Origin of the sequence: Roseibium album (assembly GCF_965233825.1) — a bacterium.
Taxonomy (GTDB): Bacteria; Pseudomonadota; Alphaproteobacteria; order Rhizobiales; family Stappiaceae; genus Roseibium; species Roseibium album.
Genome location: NZ_OZ247583.1, coordinates 2,455,919 through 2,473,474 on the forward strand (window position 1 = coordinate 2,455,919; position 17,556 = coordinate 2,473,474).

Genomic DNA, 17,556 nt, shown 5'->3' on the forward strand with positions numbered 1-17,556 from the left:
TTTGGGACGATTGGACATGAAGCATGAGGGCGCGCCGGAAGGCGCCGCAGTCCCGACAGACGATACGGGCGGACAATCCGGACCGGGGGATCGGTTTGACCGGCACCGGCTCGGCGGCCTGTCGGGAAAACTCCTGCTGCTGACCGTGTTGTTCGTCATGCTGTCGGAAGTCTTCATCTACGTTCCGTCCATCGCCAACTACCGCAACACCTGGCTCATGGATCGCCTGACGACAGCCGGCGTGGCCGCGTCGGTGCTGGCGGAAACCAGCACGATCGCCCCGCGCCTTCAGGAAGAATTGTTGCAGACGACAGGGGCTGTGGCCATTTCGCTTGATCAGGGTTCCCGGCGAAGCCTGATCGCGATGAACGATGTACCGGGCGAGGTTGATTTCGTCGTCGACATGGCCAATGTGAGCGCCTGGTCGTCGATCATCGGCAGTTTTCAAATTCTGACCTACCGGGGCGACGGCGTGATGCGTGTGGTCGGTGTCGGCCAGATGGGCCACACGGAGCGTGTCGATGTCGTGTTGCCGGTCGAACTCCTGCAGCAGGACATGCTGGCCTTCTCCGGGCGCATTCTTGCCCTGTCTCTGTTCATCTCGGTCATCACCGCGGGGCTTGTCTATATTACCTTGCGCGCCCTATTCATAAGGCCGCTGCGCCGCCTGACCCGTTCCATGGAGCGATTTGCGGAAAATCCCGAGGATACCTCCCGTATTGTCACGGTGTCGGGCCGCCAGGATGAATTGGGAGATGCGGAAATCCGGCTGGCAGCCATGGAAGAAGCCCTGTCGCGCGCATTGCATCAGAAACAGCGACTTGCCGATCTTGGTCTCGCGGTCTCCAAGATCAACCACGATTTGAGAAACCTGCTGGCGTCCGCGCAATTGTTTCTTGAGCGTCTGGAACATGTCCCCGATCCGACGGTCAGCCGTCTTGCACCGAAGATCCTGGCAACGCTCGACAGGGCTGTCGGCTACACCCAGGCGGTGATGTCCTATGGCAAGGCCCAGGAGCGCCCGCCTCAGCGGCGCCTGCTGGCGCTCCAGCGGGTCGGCGACGATGTTGCCGATGTACTTGGACTTGTCGATCACGAGACAGTGGCTTTCGAAAACAGGGTTCCGGACCACATCGAGATTGATGCCGATCCTGAACAGATCTTTCGGGTTCTGCTCAATCTCGTCCGCAATGCCCTTCAGGCGCTCGAAGCCGAAAAGGACGAGACGCTGGTGCGCCGGATTTCCATGGATGCGATGCGCGAGGGCGATTGCGTTCATGTCATGATTTCCGACACCGGTCCTGGGATCCCCGGCAATATCAGAAAGGCGTTGTTCAAGGCCTTTCACAGCGGGTCCAAGAAAGGCGGTGTCGGTCTTGGTCTTGCGATTGTCGCCGAACTCCTGAAAGCCCATGGCGGCAGCATTCACCTGGACGAAAGCAAGCCCGGGGCGTGCTTCCGCCTCAAGGTGCCGGACCGCTCGTCCTGAAGAGGCATTGTTTTGCACAGGGTGCCAAGGCAGAAACGAATAAGTCACGAGGATTTCTGCGGCTTTGCGGCTCGTGTGACAATTCACCGAAAAAAAGTTCCGCAAGTCCCTTGCAATCCCTGCCGGACCGCAGTACGTAAGCGCCCTGTCCGGGGCACACAGCGCCCCGCAAAGCCAAGGCGGGCATCCGGTGATTAATCATCAGGATAACCCGATCTTCGCACCCATAAGCACCGGTAGCTCAGCTGGATAGAGCACCAGACTACGAATCTGGGGGTCGGGGGTTCGAATCCTCCCCGGTGCGCCAATCCCGAAAATCCCTGTAAAGTTTCCAGGATCGCCGCGATGGACGATTCTTGAAGACGATCTGGATGAGTGCTTGCAATTTCTGGCGTTTTCAACCAGTGGGCGTTGGCGCCTTTGCCGGTCGTTTTGTGCTTTGGATTGATAAATCATTGAAAATTAACAATAAAAATGCTTCTCGACGGACCTGGCGATACTGCATGTTGTTTCAATGTAAAAACTAACAAAAAGTTAATAATCTGTTTCGTCTTGATACGCGTCATGGTAACGTGCCGCTGCGTAAGAGGGATTTTGCAATCATTGATGCAACCTCGCGCAACAGGGGTTAATACGATTCACTAGAGCGATTTGCTTTAAGTCATCGTGACCAAAAAGTCATTTGGAGGTTAGGGTTTATGAAGCTTCACAAGCTGACAATTGCCGGCGCTGTCGCCGGTGCCGCGATGTTCGCTGGCATATCTGCCCAGGCAGCAGTATTCAACAATGTATCGGGCGTCATTCACGAAGGTGGCGGCGCGGGTACCATCAGCACGGCTCCAGCAGCCAGCTCCGGTATCACCATTTCCGATTTCAGCACGACAACTGCCGATCCGCTGTTCAACGTGATTGGCGACACCAGCATCTATGGTGGCGTCAGACACAGCAGCCCGACGAATTTCGTCGACGGCTGGTCAATGGACTTTGGCTCTGGTGTCTACGATCTCGTGTTCAACTGGCAGCACGACGAAAAAGAGACGCCGAAGGTTGTTGACGGCAGGATCATCGTCAACGGTGTCGCCACTGCGTTCTCCGGTGTCAGCGGCACCATTTTGTCCCTGGGGTCCGTGACCGGACTGGTGACTTTCGTCGTCGACCCGATTTTCGGATCGGTCAAGCCGACGGAAGACATGCACTGGGATCTTCATGCAACGGTTGTTCCGCTTCCGGCGGGTGGCGTATTGCTTTTGACCGGCCTGGCAGGGCTGGCTATGGTCCGGCGCCGCAAGAACGCCTGATTGCGTTCATGTAAGCTGCCTGACAGCAGATTTCGCCAATGCGAAATGCAAAAAACCGCAGACGCCGCCCGAACGGGCGGCGTTTTCGTTTTGTGTGGATGCCTCGCTGATGGCCGGGCAACTTTCGGCGCTCCTGTGCAGAACATCAGAATTCCGCCACGTAAGACTTTCTGGCGTCGTTAACGAAGTTTTAAAAATCTCTTTTGAATCAGAGTGATTTCAATTGTCTCCCACCGAGCAACGCTATAGATGCTTTCCCTGAGAGATCCGGCCCCAAATGCCCTCGAGAGCACAGGCCGGATGATTTGAGACAATGCAAGACAGGGAGTGGAGCATGCGACTTCACGGTGTAGTTTTGGCGGGCGTCATCGCAATGACGGCCCCGCTTGCAGTACAAGAAGCAGCGGCAGTGCCGGTGTCCGGTGTTGCCCATGAAGCTGGTGGTCCGGGTGTGAACCCTGGCGCTCCTGCCGCAAGCCCGGGCCAGTCGTTCGGTGATTTCAGCAATGCTGTCGGCAGCCCGGTTCTGGAACTGACGGGTGATCTGGCTCTTTATGGCGGCGTCACCCACAATGGTGGTGGCGGCAACAAATGGAGAGACGGCTGGACGATGGACTTCGGCAGCTCCGCTTACAATGTCGTCTTCAACTGGCAACCGACAACGAGCGTCTTTGATGGCGAACTCGTCGTGGGCACCACGACCTACATCCTTGGCATGTCCGGATTGACTATTGATCTGGGCACGTTGAGCGGCGTAGTGAGCTTTCTCGTCGATCCGATTGCCGGATCGTCTCTTTCCACCAAGGAATCCGCACATTGGGATGTACAGGCCACGGCCGTTCCGATCCCGGCCGGCGGAGTGCTTCTGCTCGGTGGACTTGCCGGCCTGGCATTTTTCAGGAACCGGAAAAAAGCCTGATTGCGTCCGGGCGTTCTGCGACAGCGCCCGAGCATCGAAACAACAGCACGAGTTGAAAAACGCCGCCTTGGTCAAGGTGGCGTTTTTTGTTGATTTGGGAGAGGCCAGCCGTTTGGAGCGTCACACCTGCCAAAACGTGACCCCAGGACCGGGCTTTGTGAACCCGGTCAGATTTATTTGGCGCCAAACTGTACCAAAACAGGTTTAGAGTGGGCATCGAGGGCTTTCCTCGGGCACATATTGAAGGCTGGCAGCTTGAGCGACGCGGCTGAAAATCCATCTGGACGAATTGCCAGGCTGTTTCGCGTCCTGGCGTTCGGCTCAGGTGCGCTTTTGGTAGCGGCATTCGCGGTTGCATATTGTGTGGCTACACTCGAGCTTTATTCTCCCGTCCGTCAGGAACAGGCTGGCGAGATGCTGACCCGTATCTTCGGCCGGCCGGTTGAGGTTCGAGGCCCGGTCGTTCTGACGCCCGGTCTGCGACTGGGAGTGCGTATCGAGGATTCCTATATCGAGCGGTCATCAGGTGGCGGCAGCGCAAAGGCGCGAGTCTTTGAAACCGTCGAATTCGATGCACCCTATAGCCTGCTGCGAGGTAACGCATCGGGAATTCGAAATTTCCGCATGAGTGGAGCGGAGATCGAGTATCACGCCGACGGGTCTGGCAGCACCGAGCAAACGACTTCGGCGTTCGAATTGCCGTCGACACTCATCAACAGCGCCATATTCGACAATCTTGAACTGACGGACGTGCTGTTCCGTTTTGTGGATGAAGCCGACGGCTGGAACGAAACCTTTCAGATCAAGTCCCTGAAACTCGAGACGCCGGAGGGGGCTCAATCGACGGACGCTCAAATTGACGCCGCAGTGAATGGCACGCCGCTCACTGCAACGGGGACGGTTCCCGCGTCGGCGAGGGCGCTGGAAGAAAAATCAGGTCCGTTTGAGCTCACGATCGCGTTTCCCGGACTGGAAACGGGTTTGAACGGGACCGTCGATACGTCAGAAAAAATAGCACGGATCAAGGGCAACCTGACGTCAAAATCGCCGTCGGTCGCCGCGTTGCTGGCCTCGTTGGGCCTGGAAAGCGCGGTGGATGGCAAAGCCACGCTGACATGGTCTTCGTCCGGTCCGGTGAACAGCCTGGACATAGACGAACTCAAGCTTGATTTCGAGGGTGATAACGGAGATGCCGTCACGATCGCTGGAAAGGTAGATGACATTTTCCAGGGATCTATATTCGACGTGCGTTTCGATACAAGACTGGCGCCGCCGGAGAAGGCACCTGAAAGTGCATTCGCGGTCAACTTGAAAGAAATATCCGGGCGCGTGAGCGGGCCGCTTGATGCACTGGCGGTGGATCAGGCCCATATCACCACAGATGCCGTTCTATTGGAGTTCGATGAAATCGGGCCGATCACCGTCGGGCGGGTGATCAAGGGTGCGGATGACAGGGTTGGTCTCAAGGACATTACGATACTGGATGGTCCGAAGAACGCGCCTTATCTCGAAATGAAAGGTGAGGTTGAAGACATACTCGCCTTTGCAGGTGTGAGCCTTTCCGGTTCCTATCGCTTCCCGACGGCATTGCTGCTCAATCGTCCGGCGGAAGATGCACCGGAGCTCGGCCAAGTCAAGGGCACGGTTTCGCTGAACGAGGCATCGGGAGCATTCGGCCTCGATGAGTTGAGCGGAGAAGTAACAGGGTCGGATCTTCTGAAACTGAAATTCGAGATGGCGATTCCGGAGTTCCGGGTGCTTGAAGATCTGGAATTCTCCACGCAACTTGCAATGAAGCAACCGGAAAAGATCCTGAAGGCACTTGGCATCGAAACGGCCAGATCGTTTCCCGCCTTGGGTTTCAATGGTTCCAGCGGTCTGTCGCCTGCTGGCGCGAAACTGTCGGGCGAACTGAGCGCAGGGGTTACGCAAATCAGGACAGAACTCGATCTGAAGCCCGAGCAGGACAGCAACGCTCTGATGCTGGCAGGTTCGATTTCCTCAACTGAAATGGACTTCACGGATCTGGCCGATCTGTCCGAATTTGCCAAACTCGCAACGGCCGGTGTGGAAGATGATGACAGCATCGAACTGAACAAGGAGTTCGAGGAAACCTTGCGTGCGGATATAGCCCTCAATGTGAAGAAAATCGTCGCGGGAAAGAAACACGCCGGCAATCTCACCGGAAACCTGAAATATGACAACGATCAACTGCAACTGGCCGGTCTCAAACTCGACTTTATCGGAGGCAAGGTAACCGGTGATTTCGGCGTGACCCTTGGAAAGGACAATTGGCCGGCAAGCGCACACGGGCGTATGGAAAAGTTCCCTCTCAGCAGCCTGATGAACGAAGTCGGAATGCAGGCGCCGGTTTCCAGCACTGTCTATGCCAGCTTTGATGTCACGGGCAACGCGGCCTCCGAGACCGGCTTTCTCAAATCGCTTTCAGGCAATGTGACGGCCTCTCTCTGGGGCGGAACGCTGCCCAACCGGCTGCTGGACCTGACCGGCCTCAATGTGTTCACCTGGCTGGTGACAAGCAATCAGGACCATACAACCAAAATCGTCTGCGCCGTGCTGCCCCTGCATTTCAAGAACGGCACTGCAACGTCAAAGCGAATGATCGTCGAAACACAGAACGTTCAGCTCGTCGGAGCGGGCAGCGTCGACTTCAGGTCCGGTGCGCTTGACCTGTCCTTCGCCCCGCGCGCCAAGCGCAAGCAGCTCGTCGAGATCGTCTCGCCCTTTGAAATCCACGGGACACTTGGCAAGCCGGATGTCAAGGTAAGGGATGCCGGGCCGGGCCGGGCAATCGGCGAAGTGGTTTCCCTGCCGCTCAATCTTGTCAGTCACATTTTTCGGGGGTCGGGCCCGATCGACGAAAAGGCAAGGCCCTGCGTCCTACCGAAAAATTCAGGACCGAAGTAAAGGTTCCGGCTTTCGTGCGCGGACGGGTAGCATTGTGAGGATTGGTAAGAAACGCAATCCCGCAAGCAGACGACGCAGCGGGCCTGCCAGAAAACCTAGCCTGTTTTCAGGCGTCTGACTTCAGACGCGCGTGCTCCGGGGGTGACGCCGAACCAGCGTTTGTAGGCGCGGATGAACGCAGGTGAATCCGAATAGCCCAGCAGGAAAGCGATTTCCGGCAGGGAGAGATCGCTCTTGTGCAGATACTCCTCCGACAGATTGCGTCTGACATCCTCAAGAACCTCCGAAAAGGTTGTGCTCTCGTCGGCAAGCCGCCTTGCGAAAGTACGTTCGGTCATTCCCAGTTTGCCTGCGACCAGGCTTGCCGAGCTCTGGCCTTTCGACAAGCCGTCAATCACGTGAAATTCGACATTGGCGAGAAAGGACTTCGGAACGGCGCGTCGCTTTTCCAGCATCTTGTCAGCGACATTCGACATCAGCTCAAGAAGATCCCTGTCGGAATGCACGAGAGGCGTTTCAAGGTCCTTTGTGTGAAACACGATGCCATGGATGTCGCTGCCGAAATGAATGGGGCACCCGAAAAAGAGTTTCATTTCCGCGGGTGCTTCGGCTCTCTGGTGATGAAAATGAATTTCCGCCGGACGCAGGATCCTGCCAGTACCGTACCGGTAATTCGACAGGAGCGCGGCCATTCCCGCCTCATTGGCCTGTCTCTTGAAATAGGAGCTGCGATTCACCTCCTGGTAGGAAAGCTTGGCGGTGTTGCCTGTCCTGGCAAGCGAGAGACGGTAACTGTCGACAAAGATATTGACGTATTTGACGTGGTTCAGGATGGCCTGTTCCAGCGTTGCTGAGGAAATGCCGAGATAGGCGATCACACCAAAGGTACCTGTCGGAGTGGTCTTGCCGACATTAAATCCGAACAGGTCATCATCCAGATGCTTCGCGGCCTGTTCCAGGAAAGCGTCGGATTTTCTGAGCGGGACCCGGCGATCAAAACCTTCCAGGTCCGCAGGGGAAAGTCCCGTCGCGTGAAGAGCTTCTTCGTGATCTTCTCCACGTTGCTCCATGATCTTGACAGCAGCCCTGATCAATACGGCATCAACTTCGGCTTCGCTCAATATGGGCCCCCGTAACAATTTGGCACCAAATGACAGCATATTGGCTGTCGCTGACAATCGAAACCACCAATCAATGCATAAATAAATATCGAACAGACGGACACACTACAAAAGCAAATTCCGCGCGATGGTACCGTCGACAATAATAACACGTCATTGCGGAATATCTGGGAACTCTGGCTGAACGGTCGTTTGTCAGGTCCTGTGCTCCCCACAGGATCCGGTGAACGGGCTGCGGTTCCCGGCCACGGCAAACCGTCAGCCCCTTGACCGCGCTTCGGCGCGGTTTTTTGTTTTTGCACCAACAGCAAATGCCGTCACGAAACCGGCTGTCTTCCCTATCTGAAATTTCTCGTTGTGCTTGTCGTTTTGCGGTACTAGCGTGGCTTTGTCGGTGCAGGGCTGTTCAAAGCCAGCTTGCCGCCGAACCATCCAGCAAGCTTTCCAACAAGAGGTGTCTCATGGCGCAGTTGCCGAATTCGCTCGAAGCCCGCGATGTCGCTTTCCAGCTCCACTCCTATGCGGATGCACGCAAGCAGGAGCAAACCGGTTCGCTGGTGATCGACAAGGGCGAGGGCATCTATGTCGAGGACGTGAGTGGCAAGCGCTACATCGAGGGCATGGCGGGCCTGTGGAGCGTTGCCGTCGGTTTCGGTGAAAAACGTCTTGTGGAAGCTGCCGCCCGTCAGATGGAAAAGCTGCCCTATTATCACACCTTTACCTTCAAGACCCACGGACCATCCATCGAGCTTGCAGAGAAGCTGATTGAAATGGCGCCCGTGCCGATGTCGAAGGTCTATTTCACCAATTCCGGATCCGAGGCCAACGACACGGCGATCAAGCTGATCTGGTACCGGTCCAACGCACTTGGCCAGCCGGAACGCAAGAAGATCATTTCCAGGATGCGCGGTTACCATGGCGTGACGGTCGCCTCCGCCAGCCTGACCGGCCTGCCGAACAACCACAAGTCCTTCGACCTGCCGCTGCCGCAGATCCTGCATACGACCAGCCCGCACTATCGCACGATGAAGAAGGACGGCGAGAGCGAGGCGGAGTTTGCAAGACGCTGTGCGCAGGATCTGGAGGACCTGATCCTGGCTGAGGGTCCCGAAACCATCGCCGCATTCTTCGCCGAACCGGTCATGGGAGCCGGCGGCGTTGTCGTGCCTCCGGACGGGTATTGGCAAGCGGTTCAGCCGGTCCTCAAGAAATACGGCATTCTTTTTGTTGCCGACGAGGTGATCTGCGGTTTCGGACGAACCGGCAACATGTTCGGGACTGAAACTTACAATTTGCAGCCGGACATGATGACCTTGTCGAAAGCCCTGTCATCTTCCTATCAGCCGATTTCTGCGCTTTTGATCAACGACACGGTGTATGAACCGATTGCAGACGAGTCCCACAGGATCGGTGTTCTGGGACACGGCTATACCGGCAGCGGGCACCCGGTTGCTGCAGCTGTGGCGCTGGAGAACCTGAAAATCATCGAAGAACGGGACCTGGTCGGGCATGTCAGGGAGATCGCACCGACCTTCCAGAAACGGCTGGCAGGTCTTGCCGACAACCCTCTGGTCGTCGAGACACGCGGCATTGGTCTGATCGGCGCGGCCGAGCTGCATCACCCGGCGCATTCGGATACGCCTGGGTCGCTCGGCGCCGCCGCGAATGCCGCCTTTCAGGAAAACGGCCTGATCTCGCGTGCCATGCTTGATGCCATGGCCTTCTGTCCTCCGCTGATCATTACGGACGGACAGGTCAACGACCTGTTCGATATCGCCGAGGAGAGTCTGAAAAAGGTGGCCGCCAGCCTATGACGGGCTGGTCGATTGTCGGAACCATCAGCGGAACCTCCGCTGATGGCATTGACCTGGCTGAAATCGAGACGGACGGCCAAACGGTCAGTCGTTTCGGTCCGGCCACGACGACAGGTTATCGTTCCGATACTCGAAGAATGGTTCTTGAGGCTGCCGGCCGGAAGGGCGAGAATCGGGACGCCTGGCCGGAGATCGCCGAAGAAGTGACCGCGGATCATGCGGCTGCCATTGGAGACTTCCTGCAGGAGCATCACCTGACACCGGATGCGATCGTCTTCCACGGACAGACCGTCTGGCACGATCCGAAGAAAGGCGAAACGGTCCAGCTTGGTGACCCGCAGGTGCTCGCCAGTGTGCTCGGTCTGCCGGTCATTGGTGACGTCCGGCTTGCCGACATGGAAGCCGGAGGCGAAGGTGCACCGCTTGTGCCGATTTATCACCAGGCACTCGCCAGAACGGTGGTCGGCACGGACAGGGAACCGCTCTGCTTCCTGAACATCGGCGGTGTCTCCAACCTGACTTTCATCAGCGGCGACCATCTGCTTGCCTTTGATATCGGGCCGGGGAATGCTCTCCTGGACGACTGGATCAGGGTGCAGGGCGCGGGTGACTATGACGCCGGTGGAGTGATTTCGGCAAAGGGGCGGGCAGACGAAGAGCGGCTGATCGAAGCGTTGAAGCATCCGTTCCTGTTGGAAACCGGACCGAAGTCGCTTGACCGCTACAGTTTTTCCGCGGACTTCGTCGAGGGCATGAGCCTTGAGGACGGAGCTGCAACACTGCTGACTTTCACTGCCGAGGCGATTGCGAAGGCGGAAACGCTCTTGCCCCAAAAGCCAGGCCTGTGGCTTGTCTGCGGAGGCGGTCGCCACAACCCGGTTCTAATGCAGGCGCTCAGGGTTCGTCTTGCAGGCGATGTCGTGTCTGCGGACGACTACGGCATTGATGGAGATGCGCTTGAAGCTCAGGCCATGGCGTTTTTGGGCGCCCGCCTGAAGGCCGGATTGCCGACAACATTTTCCGAAACGACTGGAGCGCGTTCGCCGGTCACAGGAGGGAAGGTCTATTTGCCTGCTCTGTAAATACAGACCAAGAAGCAGAGCACAGGGCGGTTCCTTCAACAAAAAACCCGAATGTTACCCAACACAAAGTTCTCCAATTCGATACTGATCCGGTAGATATTCGAGGTGAATTTTACAGAAATCAGCAGAAAAAGTAGTAATAGCGGATTGTGAATTAAATTAAACTGAAGAAATAAATGATTTACTGAAATATTAAGTAGATTTAATTTTGTGAAATGTAGTTTTATAACCATCTGTCTCTCAAGACGTTTCTTCTTCGGGTGAAGACAAGGGGTGTCTATCCAAGAATTAAACGGAATGGAGGCAGAAAATGTCATTTACCAGATATCTCATCACCACAGCATCCACGGTTTGTCTTGTTGCCGGCACAGCGCTCTCAGCAAGCGCGGCCACGCTGATTGTCGGCAACAAATATGCGGGGACCGTCAGCTTCATTGATCTGGAATCGGGTCAGGAGGTGAAACGGCCGGTCACAGGCGGCTCGCCTCATGAACTGGTCTTGTCTCCGGACGGTGAGCAGGTTGTGGTCGTTTCCTACCTCGAAGACGGCTATATCGGCCGCGAGCTCAATGTTTTCGATGTTGCCACTGCTGCACATCTGAAGACGATCGATATCTCGCCGCACATGGCACCGCATGGAATCGCGTGGCTTGGAGATACCGACAGCGTAATCGTGACAACAGAGGAAACGCGGGACGTCATTACTGTTGATGTTGTGAAAGGAACAGTCACCGGGCAAGCCGAACCGGGACTGATCGGCACGCATTTGCTTGCACTGTCACCGGATTCCTCGACGGCATACGTGACCAGCCGGGGATCGGACAAGGTCTCGGTAGTTGATGCGGAGACAATGAAAATCACCCACACGGCAAACACGGATGTCGGGCCCGAGGCTGTCGATGTCAGCCCCGACGGCAAGCAATTGTGGGTTGGAAACAATCAGTCCGAAACGATCATCGTGTTCGATCCGCAAACCATGGAGAGGCAGGAGGTGATCGAAGCCGGTTTCCTGCCGATCCGGGTCCGGTTTCACCCCGAAGGCCAGGCGGTTGCCGTGGCCGATCTGCGCGGTGATCGCGTAGTTGTCTATGAAAGCGGAAACCGGGAGGTCAAGGCGGAAATCGATCTTGCACCACACGGTGCCTACGGGCCGGCATCGCTGCTCTTTTCACCCGATGGCAATTCCCTGTTTGTCGGTGCGCAGGATGGCGCGCGGGTCGCAGAAATCGATACGTCGTCCTGGTCGGTTATCCGGGTCATCGAAACGGATGAAGGCGCGGACGGCCTTGCTTACAGTGACATGAAGGTCAGCGTTTGACGGCACGGGCAGGGCGGCACGAGACGCCCTGCCCGGACCCGCCCTTGCACAACGTCCTTCTTGCCGCTAACCAGATTGCATGAACGGATCTGAAATCTACAAACGCCTGATCGGTCTGATCGAGGAACGGGTGCTCAAACCGGGCGATCGACTGCGCGAGGCTGATCTCGCCGAGGAATTTGGCGTCTCGCGAACTCCGATCCGGGAAGGCCTAAAGCGCCTGGAGGCACAGGGCCTTGCTGTCCATGAACCGAACCGGGGCATGGTGGTTCCGACGCTGGACCATGGCCAGATCAACGAAGTCTATTTCATGCGCGAAATGCTGGAGGGAACGGCAGCTGGTCTTGCCGCCAAACATGCCTCGCTGCCTGAAATCGAGATCCTGCAGGATCTGGTCAGGGCGGACAGGCAACGCATTGCCGACAAGGACAGCCTGGTGCGCTCCAACAGGGAGTTTCACCGGCGCCTCTGCCTTGCCTCGCACAACCGCTACCTTGTCGACCTGATCGAACACCTGCGCCTGTCCCTGATCCTGATGGCGGGCACAACTCTGGACACGCCCGAACGCCGTGAAACGGCAGTGGAGGAGCACGCAGCCGTGGTGGCCGCCATTGCCAGGGGAGACAGCGAAGCCGCAGAGGCCGCAGCCAGAACCCACATCGCGCATGCCCACAAGACCCGGCTGCAACAGATCTGATTGCCTGGTGTGCGAGGCGACCGGACGAAAGAAGGTCCGCTCTGTTAAGGCGCGATCCAGTTCGAGAATTCCAGATCACCATTGTCATCGTAGATGAAACGAGCACGCAGGTTGTTTTGTCGCTCCAGCCGACACCAGTCCAGAGACGCCGCCTTGAAGAAAAGCACGCCAAAACACTGTTTGCCCGTTGCATGCACTTCTGGTTCAGCGTTTTTGCCTGAAACCAGCGGACGGGTCGGAAGTTCGTCACCCGGCGGTCCGCCGGCATAGGTCGACCTGGTGTGCGATGGCAGCTGGTTCCAGGCCATTTCCGTTTGATCTGACCCTGGATGCGACAACTGGATACTGCCGCGCAGGCGCAACTGCACGCGCGTTCTGTTCGAATATCCAAGCACCGTGGCATCGCCGTTCCGGTGGAACTCCTGCCACTTCGGACTGCGTGTGTCTGTATGGAATTCCAGCCTGTGCCCGGCCCGATCAACGGACCGCAACACGACAGTCCGTGCCTCCGGAAAGTCGCAACGGCCGAGGGAAGCCAGGGTCAGGTATCGATAGGGCAGATCTCGGTCCAGCGTGGCTGACTCAAGGGCTTTCCAGGCGTCTCTTTCGATTGTTTTCAGATTATCCGGCAAATGTGCTCCTGCTTGAAACGTCATGCGATACCTGACAGCACAGGCGCATGTCAGTCGGGCGCAACCTTGTGGTCAGGGTAGTGCTTTTCAAGATGCGCCGCCATGGCCGCAAGGCCCTCCTTGAACACCTGGTTCCTGCCGAAACCGATCCGGAAATGGTTTTGCGGAGTTTCGCTAAGGTCACTTGAATAGATCGACGACGGCAGAAGCAACACTCCGCTCTCTTCAATGAGCTTTCTGGTAAAGGCTTCGGCTCCGTCCGGTCCGCAGTATTTTGGAAACGCAACACAGCCCCCCAGCGGCCGGAACCATTCAAACAGGCCTGGAAACATGTCGAACACCCTTTCCAGGGCCAGGACGTTTTCCAGCATGATTGCGCGATTGCGGGCAAGGATCTCGTGCCGAGACTTGAGCGCGATCAGCGCAAGTATCTCGGCAGGTCCTGAATTGCATATGGAAAGATAATGCTTGAACCGTTCAACCCTTTGGAGAAATGCTCGGTCCTGCGATGCAATCCAGCCAATCCGGAGCCCGGGCAATCCATAAGCCTTTGACATTACATTGAGGGAAATACCGCGTTCATAGACGTCTGCAATCTGCGGCATGCGATCTATCGGGTCCAGCTCAACGCCCCTGTAAACCTCGTCGGCAAGTATGTAGATGCCACTTTCTCTGGCAATCGAGACGAGGTCTGCCAGGTCATCACTGTTCATGAGTGCGCCTGTCGGGTTGTGTGGAAAATTCAGGGAAATCAGTTTGGTGTTCGGTCTGATCGCATCTCGCAATTGGCCAATATCGATGCGCCACCCGCCTTTTTCAGCGCCTGACCCAATGCCGGAGGGCGATGAATAGACCATGGGAAGCCCGGTTACCTCGCAAATTGAAAGCGGGATCGTTTCCGCTCCCTGGTAGTTGGGTGTCGGCACGATGGCGTGATCGTCACGCGTCAGCAGCACATTCGGTATGGCAAACAGGCCCTCGCCAGCGCCCGCCATGCAAAGGATGTTGTCTGCCGGTATTTGATCATAGGTGCTCGAAATCTCCCGACGTAACTGGGGAGCCCCCCAGGTCTCGGTGTAACCCAGCCATAACTCCTCGAATGCTTTCCGGTCTTCATTCGAAGCCATGGCCAGCAGATCGGAAAGCGACATGCTTTCCAGGTCCGAGGCCGTCATATGGTGTCTGGCGGTGAATTCCCATTTCGAAAAAAAGACTTCCAGACCAAAGTCTCTCATGTTGCGCGGGGCTGTCACCTTCAGGTTCATTTCGAACTGTCCTTTTCGCTGTTCCTGACTTCGCGAAGCATTGCGTAGAAGCTTGCGCGGGAAACACCGAGCGCTTCTGCGACATACTCTCCAGACCCTCTTGCAGACAGGACATCAGCCCGAAGCAATCTTCTGATGATTTCGAGACGCTCAGCCTTGCGTGTCTGGTTGGATGAGATCTTCATTTCCTTGAGCGCGTCTTCGATCACCGCATTTGCCAGCTCACGCCAGTCGTTCCTGAGGATGGACTTGCCCGCGCTTTCGTCCTCCAGCCGCGTCAGTTTTCCGAGAAGACCTGTGACAGCCTCCAGATCACCGGTCTTGAGGTTTATGCACAAAAGCGCGATCGGTACTCCTGCGTCATCTCGAATGATCGCAGAAATGGATTTGATGCGTGATCCGTCAGGGCTGGATTTCCGGTAGGGCCCGATCGTCCCGTCCGATCGCAATTCGGATGCGTAATTTTCTGTTTCAATCAGGGAATCATCCCCAACGACGCGTTTGGAAAATCCGTTTTCGATATGCGCAACTCTGTTTGTCTTGAGATCGTGAAGCACGACTTCGACCATCTCGGGAAACATCAGCGAAATTGCCTTGCACACCGGCTCGAAGCTTTTGAGGTCCTGGAGAGAGTTCATTTAGATATTATATCCGAAATTGGACTTTATGTCCAATTTCCGGAATCGGGAGGGAACCGGGTTTAGCAAGCCTCGACAGCAGGCCCCCGCCGTTTGGCGAGGAAGGGAAAGTTCAGCCCAAACGAATTCGCCTGGTCGAAAGGTTGCACGCCTGTTGCGCATGCCGACAAGACCCGGCAGCAGCAATTCTGAGGAACCAGGAGCTTAACCGATCAGAAGTGCATTGGTTGCAAGCACCAGGTTCGCGAGAGCAGCCGTGCCGATCACGACGAAGGTCAACACCATTCCGACGACACGGAAATTCATCGGCTCCGGGTCGCTACCGACCCCATAGGCATGGACTGTCCGTCCCACGACCAGGAAAAGACCCAGCCCGTAAAGCAGCCAGTGAGCGCCACCCATCAGCTCCAGCATCAGCAGAAGCAGCAGGGAAAGCGGTGTATATTCCGCAAAATTGGCGTGGACGCGCATCCGCCGCAACAAAATGTCGTTTCCCCTGTCGCCGAGACTGATGCGTTCGCTATTGCGCGCGCCGATTACGCGGACGCTCAGAACCAGATAAAGCAGCGCGAGCAGGCTCGCGACAAGCGGCGTGGTTATGATGGTCAAGGTTCCCTCCAGCATTCAGGCGCATCGGTGATGAGTATGACCGGAAGTGCGGATAAGGACAAAAAAAGACACGCTGCTCCGGCTGGCCCGGTTCAGCGTGTTCTGTAATCAGGTTCCGCAATGGAGTTTCCGGCGCCGTTGTCAGCCCTGTTGCCCGGCGTATTCGTCGTGATACTCCGAAATGACCTTGCGTGCGAAGGCACCGATCTTCGCATACTCCGCTTCGGTCAGGTTTGCCAGGGACACCCGCGCCGAGGCATCGACCACTTCAAAACCCTTCCCCGGAAGCAGGACGACGCTGGTTTCCTCGGCCAGCCGGAACAGGAAATCGTAACCCTTCTTGTTGGCCACGAACCAATCGGCGAAAGCATCGCCGTAAAGCCGTCCGCTCAGGTGCTGGAGATTGATCAGCGTGTAGTAGTTGACATCTTCCGGCTCGCGATGAGGTTTCACGCCCATGTTCAGTTCAAGCGTATTGAACCGCTTGCGGATCAGGCTCTTGGCAGCGTTCTTGTAACGGTCGTCGCGATCCAGCAGCCCAGCAAGCGCGAACAGCATCATCTGAATTTGCTGCGGTGTTGAAGACCCTGCCGTGTGGTTGAGCGCCACGGCGCGGCTGTCGGCAACCAGCCTGTCGATGAACCTTATTTCGCGGGGGGCAGTTGTCAGTGAGGAGTAACGCCAGTCGAGCTCTTTCTTTGTGTCTTCAGAAAGTGCGGTGAGCGCCTTGTCGAACACATTGTCTTCGTGGAGCGCAATCACGCCAAGGCGCCAACCGGTCGCGCCGAAATATTTTGAGAACGAATAAACACACAGTGTGTTGCGCGGGCACTTGGCGAACAGAGAAACGAAGTCGTCGGCAAATGTGCCGTAGACATCATCGGTGACGACGAACAGGTCCGGACGTTTTTCATTGATCACCGCAGCCACCCGGTCGAGGTCGTCCGGAGACAGTTTTACCGAGGGTGGGTTGCTCGGATTCACGATGCAGAAGATCTTGATGTCAGGATCTTCCAGTTTTGCCAGTTCCGCGTCGCTGAACTGCCAGTCAGCCCCTTCCTCCATTCGGATATCGACGACCGGCATGTCGTATTCGGGCAATGGCGGGATTTCCAGATAGGGCGAAAAGATCGGCGTGCCGAGTGCCACCTTGTCCCCCTGCTTGACTAGCCCGTTGGCTTTCAGGGTCTGGAAGATATAGGTCATCGCCGCCGTGCCGCCTTCCGTCGCAAAGACGGAAAACGGGCCTTGTTGCGGCTCGCTGCCGAACATCTCCTTGCCGAGATAAGCGCCGACGATTTTTTCCGCGTGCGTCAGCATCCGCGGCGGCACCGGGTAATTGCAGCCGAGAAACCCTGCCACCATTTCATGCAGCAACTCATGCCTGTGAATACCGAGTTGGTCCTTTGCATAGGAAAGAGCCGCTCTCAGAAAGGTGGTGCCATCGCGGTCTTCGTGGCGGTGAATGAAGTTTTCGAAACGCAACAGCATTCCTTCCTTGTCGGGAAGTCCGCCGAACCCGCTGTCGAGATAGGAATAGGACCGCTCGGCTTCCTCGACCGAGAAGTCGCCGAGACGCAGAAAGGCGCGGCGCGGGTGCGTTGCCAGGAAATTGGGATTGCCGCGCCCTGCATTCAGCATCATCCGCTCCGACGCCGAGGCAGCGATTTCAATAAGCTTGTCCTTCAGCTCGAACGGGCTGAGTTCCTGGAACTTCGAATAGTCTTGAGTACTCATCTGAATTCT

The 17,556-nt window shown here is 56.7% G+C and carries 14 protein-coding genes and 1 tRNA gene; 9 read left to right on the forward strand and 6 right to left on the reverse strand.

The window, feature by feature from the left end:
• Nucleotides 1–16 precede the first annotated feature (16 nt).
• The 5 genes from ACO6TI_RS11435 (at nucleotide 17) to ACO6TI_RS11455 (ending at nucleotide 6,634) form a co-directional block, all read left to right on the forward strand.
• The gene (locus tag ACO6TI_RS11435; RefSeq protein ID WP_104704719.1) at nucleotides 17–1,489 is read left to right on the forward strand and encodes a sensor histidine kinase; all 1,473 of its coding nucleotides are present in this window, start codon (nucleotides 17–19) and stop codon (nucleotides 1,487–1,489) included.
• A gap of 230 nt (nucleotides 1,490–1,719) precedes the next feature.
• Nucleotides 1,720–1,796, forward strand: a tRNA-Arg gene (locus ACO6TI_RS11440).
• A gap of 391 nt (nucleotides 1,797–2,187) precedes the next feature.
• Entirely contained in the window at nucleotides 2,188–2,787 is a 600-nt protein-coding gene (locus tag ACO6TI_RS11445; RefSeq protein ID WP_055120002.1) for a VPLPA-CTERM sorting domain-containing protein, read from the forward strand.
• A gap of 334 nt (nucleotides 2,788–3,121) precedes the next feature.
• Complete coding sequence (locus ACO6TI_RS11450; RefSeq protein ID WP_422384956.1) at nucleotides 3,122–3,706, forward strand: VPLPA-CTERM sorting domain-containing protein; 585 nt, start codon at nucleotides 3,122–3,124, stop codon at nucleotides 3,704–3,706.
• Between the two features lie 255 nt (nucleotides 3,707–3,961).
• On the forward strand, nucleotides 3,962–6,634 hold the full coding sequence (locus tag ACO6TI_RS11455) for an AsmA-like C-terminal region-containing protein (RefSeq protein WP_422384957.1): 2,673 nt from the start codon (nucleotides 3,962–3,964) through the stop codon (nucleotides 6,632–6,634).
• A gap of 95 nt (nucleotides 6,635–6,729) precedes the next feature.
• Here ACO6TI_RS11455 and ACO6TI_RS11460 read toward each other — a convergent pair whose 3' ends face one another.
• Nucleotides 6,730–7,755 (reverse strand): AraC family transcriptional regulator, encoded by a 1,026-nt coding sequence (locus ACO6TI_RS11460; RefSeq protein WP_422384958.1) that lies wholly within the window; start codon nucleotides 7,753–7,755, stop codon nucleotides 6,730–6,732.
• Between the two features lie 461 nt (nucleotides 7,756–8,216).
• Here ACO6TI_RS11460 and ACO6TI_RS11465 point away from each other — a divergent pair, with 461 nt between their 5' ends.
• The 4 genes from ACO6TI_RS11465 to ACO6TI_RS11480 all read left to right on the forward strand — a co-directional run bounded on the left by ACO6TI_RS11465 (nucleotide 8,217) and on the right by ACO6TI_RS11480 (nucleotide 12,666).
• Nucleotides 8,217–9,569 (forward strand): aspartate aminotransferase family protein, encoded by a 1,353-nt coding sequence (locus tag ACO6TI_RS11465; protein WP_196898141.1) that lies wholly within the window; start codon nucleotides 8,217–8,219, stop codon nucleotides 9,567–9,569.
• On the forward strand, nucleotides 9,566–10,651 hold the full coding sequence (locus tag ACO6TI_RS11470) for an anhydro-N-acetylmuramic acid kinase (RefSeq protein WP_422384959.1): 1,086 nt from the start codon (nucleotides 9,566–9,568) through the stop codon (nucleotides 10,649–10,651). The genes ACO6TI_RS11465 and ACO6TI_RS11470 overlap by 4 nt, the downstream gene beginning before the upstream one ends.
• 310 nt (nucleotides 10,652–10,961) lie before the next feature.
• A complete protein-coding gene (locus ACO6TI_RS11475) occupies nucleotides 10,962–11,969 on the forward strand; it encodes a YncE family protein (protein WP_104702324.1) in 1,008 nt (335 codons plus the stop codon).
• A gap of 79 nt (nucleotides 11,970–12,048) precedes the next feature.
• Nucleotides 12,049–12,666: a GntR family transcriptional regulator gene (locus tag ACO6TI_RS11480; RefSeq protein WP_029062244.1), complete on the forward strand. Its 618-nt coding sequence runs from the start codon at nucleotides 12,049–12,051 to the stop codon at nucleotides 12,664–12,666.
• Nucleotides 12,667–12,710: 44 nt separating this feature from the next.
• Here the strand turns inward: ACO6TI_RS11480 and ACO6TI_RS11485 are convergent, their stop codons facing one another.
• From ACO6TI_RS11485 to ACO6TI_RS11505, 5 genes are all read right to left on the reverse strand, one after another.
• Nucleotides 12,711–13,322, reverse strand: coding sequence for a pyridoxamine 5'-phosphate oxidase family protein (locus tag ACO6TI_RS11485; protein WP_422384960.1), 612 nt, complete (start codon nucleotides 13,320–13,322; stop codon nucleotides 12,711–12,713).
• Between the two features lie 26 nt (nucleotides 13,323–13,348).
• The gene (locus ACO6TI_RS11490; protein ID WP_422384961.1) at nucleotides 13,349–14,563 is read right to left on the reverse strand and encodes an aminotransferase class I/II-fold pyridoxal phosphate-dependent enzyme; all 1,215 of its coding nucleotides are present in this window, start codon (nucleotides 14,561–14,563) and stop codon (nucleotides 13,349–13,351) included.
• Nucleotides 14,560–15,201: a helix-turn-helix transcriptional regulator gene (locus tag ACO6TI_RS11495; RefSeq protein ID WP_104702322.1), complete on the reverse strand. Its 642-nt coding sequence runs from the start codon at nucleotides 15,199–15,201 to the stop codon at nucleotides 14,560–14,562. Before ACO6TI_RS11495 ends, ACO6TI_RS11490 begins: the two co-directional genes overlap by 4 nt.
• Before the next feature lie 204 nt (nucleotides 15,202–15,405).
• Nucleotides 15,406–15,810 (reverse strand): MAPEG family protein, encoded by a 405-nt coding sequence (locus ACO6TI_RS11500; protein WP_104702420.1) that lies wholly within the window; start codon nucleotides 15,808–15,810, stop codon nucleotides 15,406–15,408.
• 141 nt (nucleotides 15,811–15,951) lie between these two features.
• Nucleotides 15,952–17,547 carry a bifunctional aspartate transaminase/aspartate 4-decarboxylase gene (locus ACO6TI_RS11505; protein WP_422384962.1) on the reverse strand — a complete coding sequence of 532 codons (1,596 nt, stop codon included), beginning with the start codon at nucleotides 17,545–17,547 and terminating at the stop codon, nucleotides 15,952–15,954.
• Between the last annotated feature and the right edge of the window lie 9 nt (nucleotides 17,548–17,556).

Excerpts from the sequence above, each read along its gene's own strand:
- ACO6TI_RS11435 (WP_104704719.1), top strand. The coding sequence starts at position 17 with ATGAAGCATGAGGGCGCGCCGGAAGGCGCCGCAGTCCCGACAGACGAT.
- ACO6TI_RS11445 (WP_055120002.1), top strand. The coding sequence starts at position 2,188 with ATGAAGCTTCACAAGCTGACAATTGCCGGCGCTGTCGCCGGTGCCGCG.
- ACO6TI_RS11450 (WP_422384956.1), top strand. The coding sequence starts at position 3,122 with ATGCGACTTCACGGTGTAGTTTTGGCGGGCGTCATCGCAATGACGGCC.
- ACO6TI_RS11465 (WP_196898141.1), top strand. The coding sequence starts at position 8,217 with ATGGCGCAGTTGCCGAATTCGCTCGAAGCCCGCGATGTCGCTTTCCAG.
- ACO6TI_RS11470 (WP_422384959.1), top strand. The coding sequence starts at position 9,566 with ATGACGGGCTGGTCGATTGTCGGAACCATCAGCGGAACCTCCGCTGAT.
- ACO6TI_RS11475 (WP_104702324.1), top strand. The coding sequence starts at position 10,962 with ATGTCATTTACCAGATATCTCATCACCACAGCATCCACGGTTTGTCTT.
- ACO6TI_RS11480 (WP_029062244.1), top strand. The coding sequence starts at position 12,049 with ATGAACGGATCTGAAATCTACAAACGCCTGATCGGTCTGATCGAGGAA.
- ACO6TI_RS11485 (WP_422384960.1), bottom strand. The coding sequence starts at position 13,322 with ATGACGTTTCAAGCAGGAGCACATTTGCCGGATAATCTGAAAACAATC.
- ACO6TI_RS11490 (WP_422384961.1), bottom strand. The coding sequence starts at position 14,563 with ATGAACCTGAAGGTGACAGCCCCGCGCAACATGAGAGACTTTGGTCTG.
- ACO6TI_RS11495 (WP_104702322.1), bottom strand. The coding sequence starts at position 15,201 with ATGAACTCTCTCCAGGACCTCAAAAGCTTCGAGCCGGTGTGCAAGGCA.
- ACO6TI_RS11505 (WP_422384962.1), bottom strand. The coding sequence starts at position 17,547 with ATGAGTACTCAAGACTATTCGAAGTTCCAGGAACTCAGCCCGTTCGAG.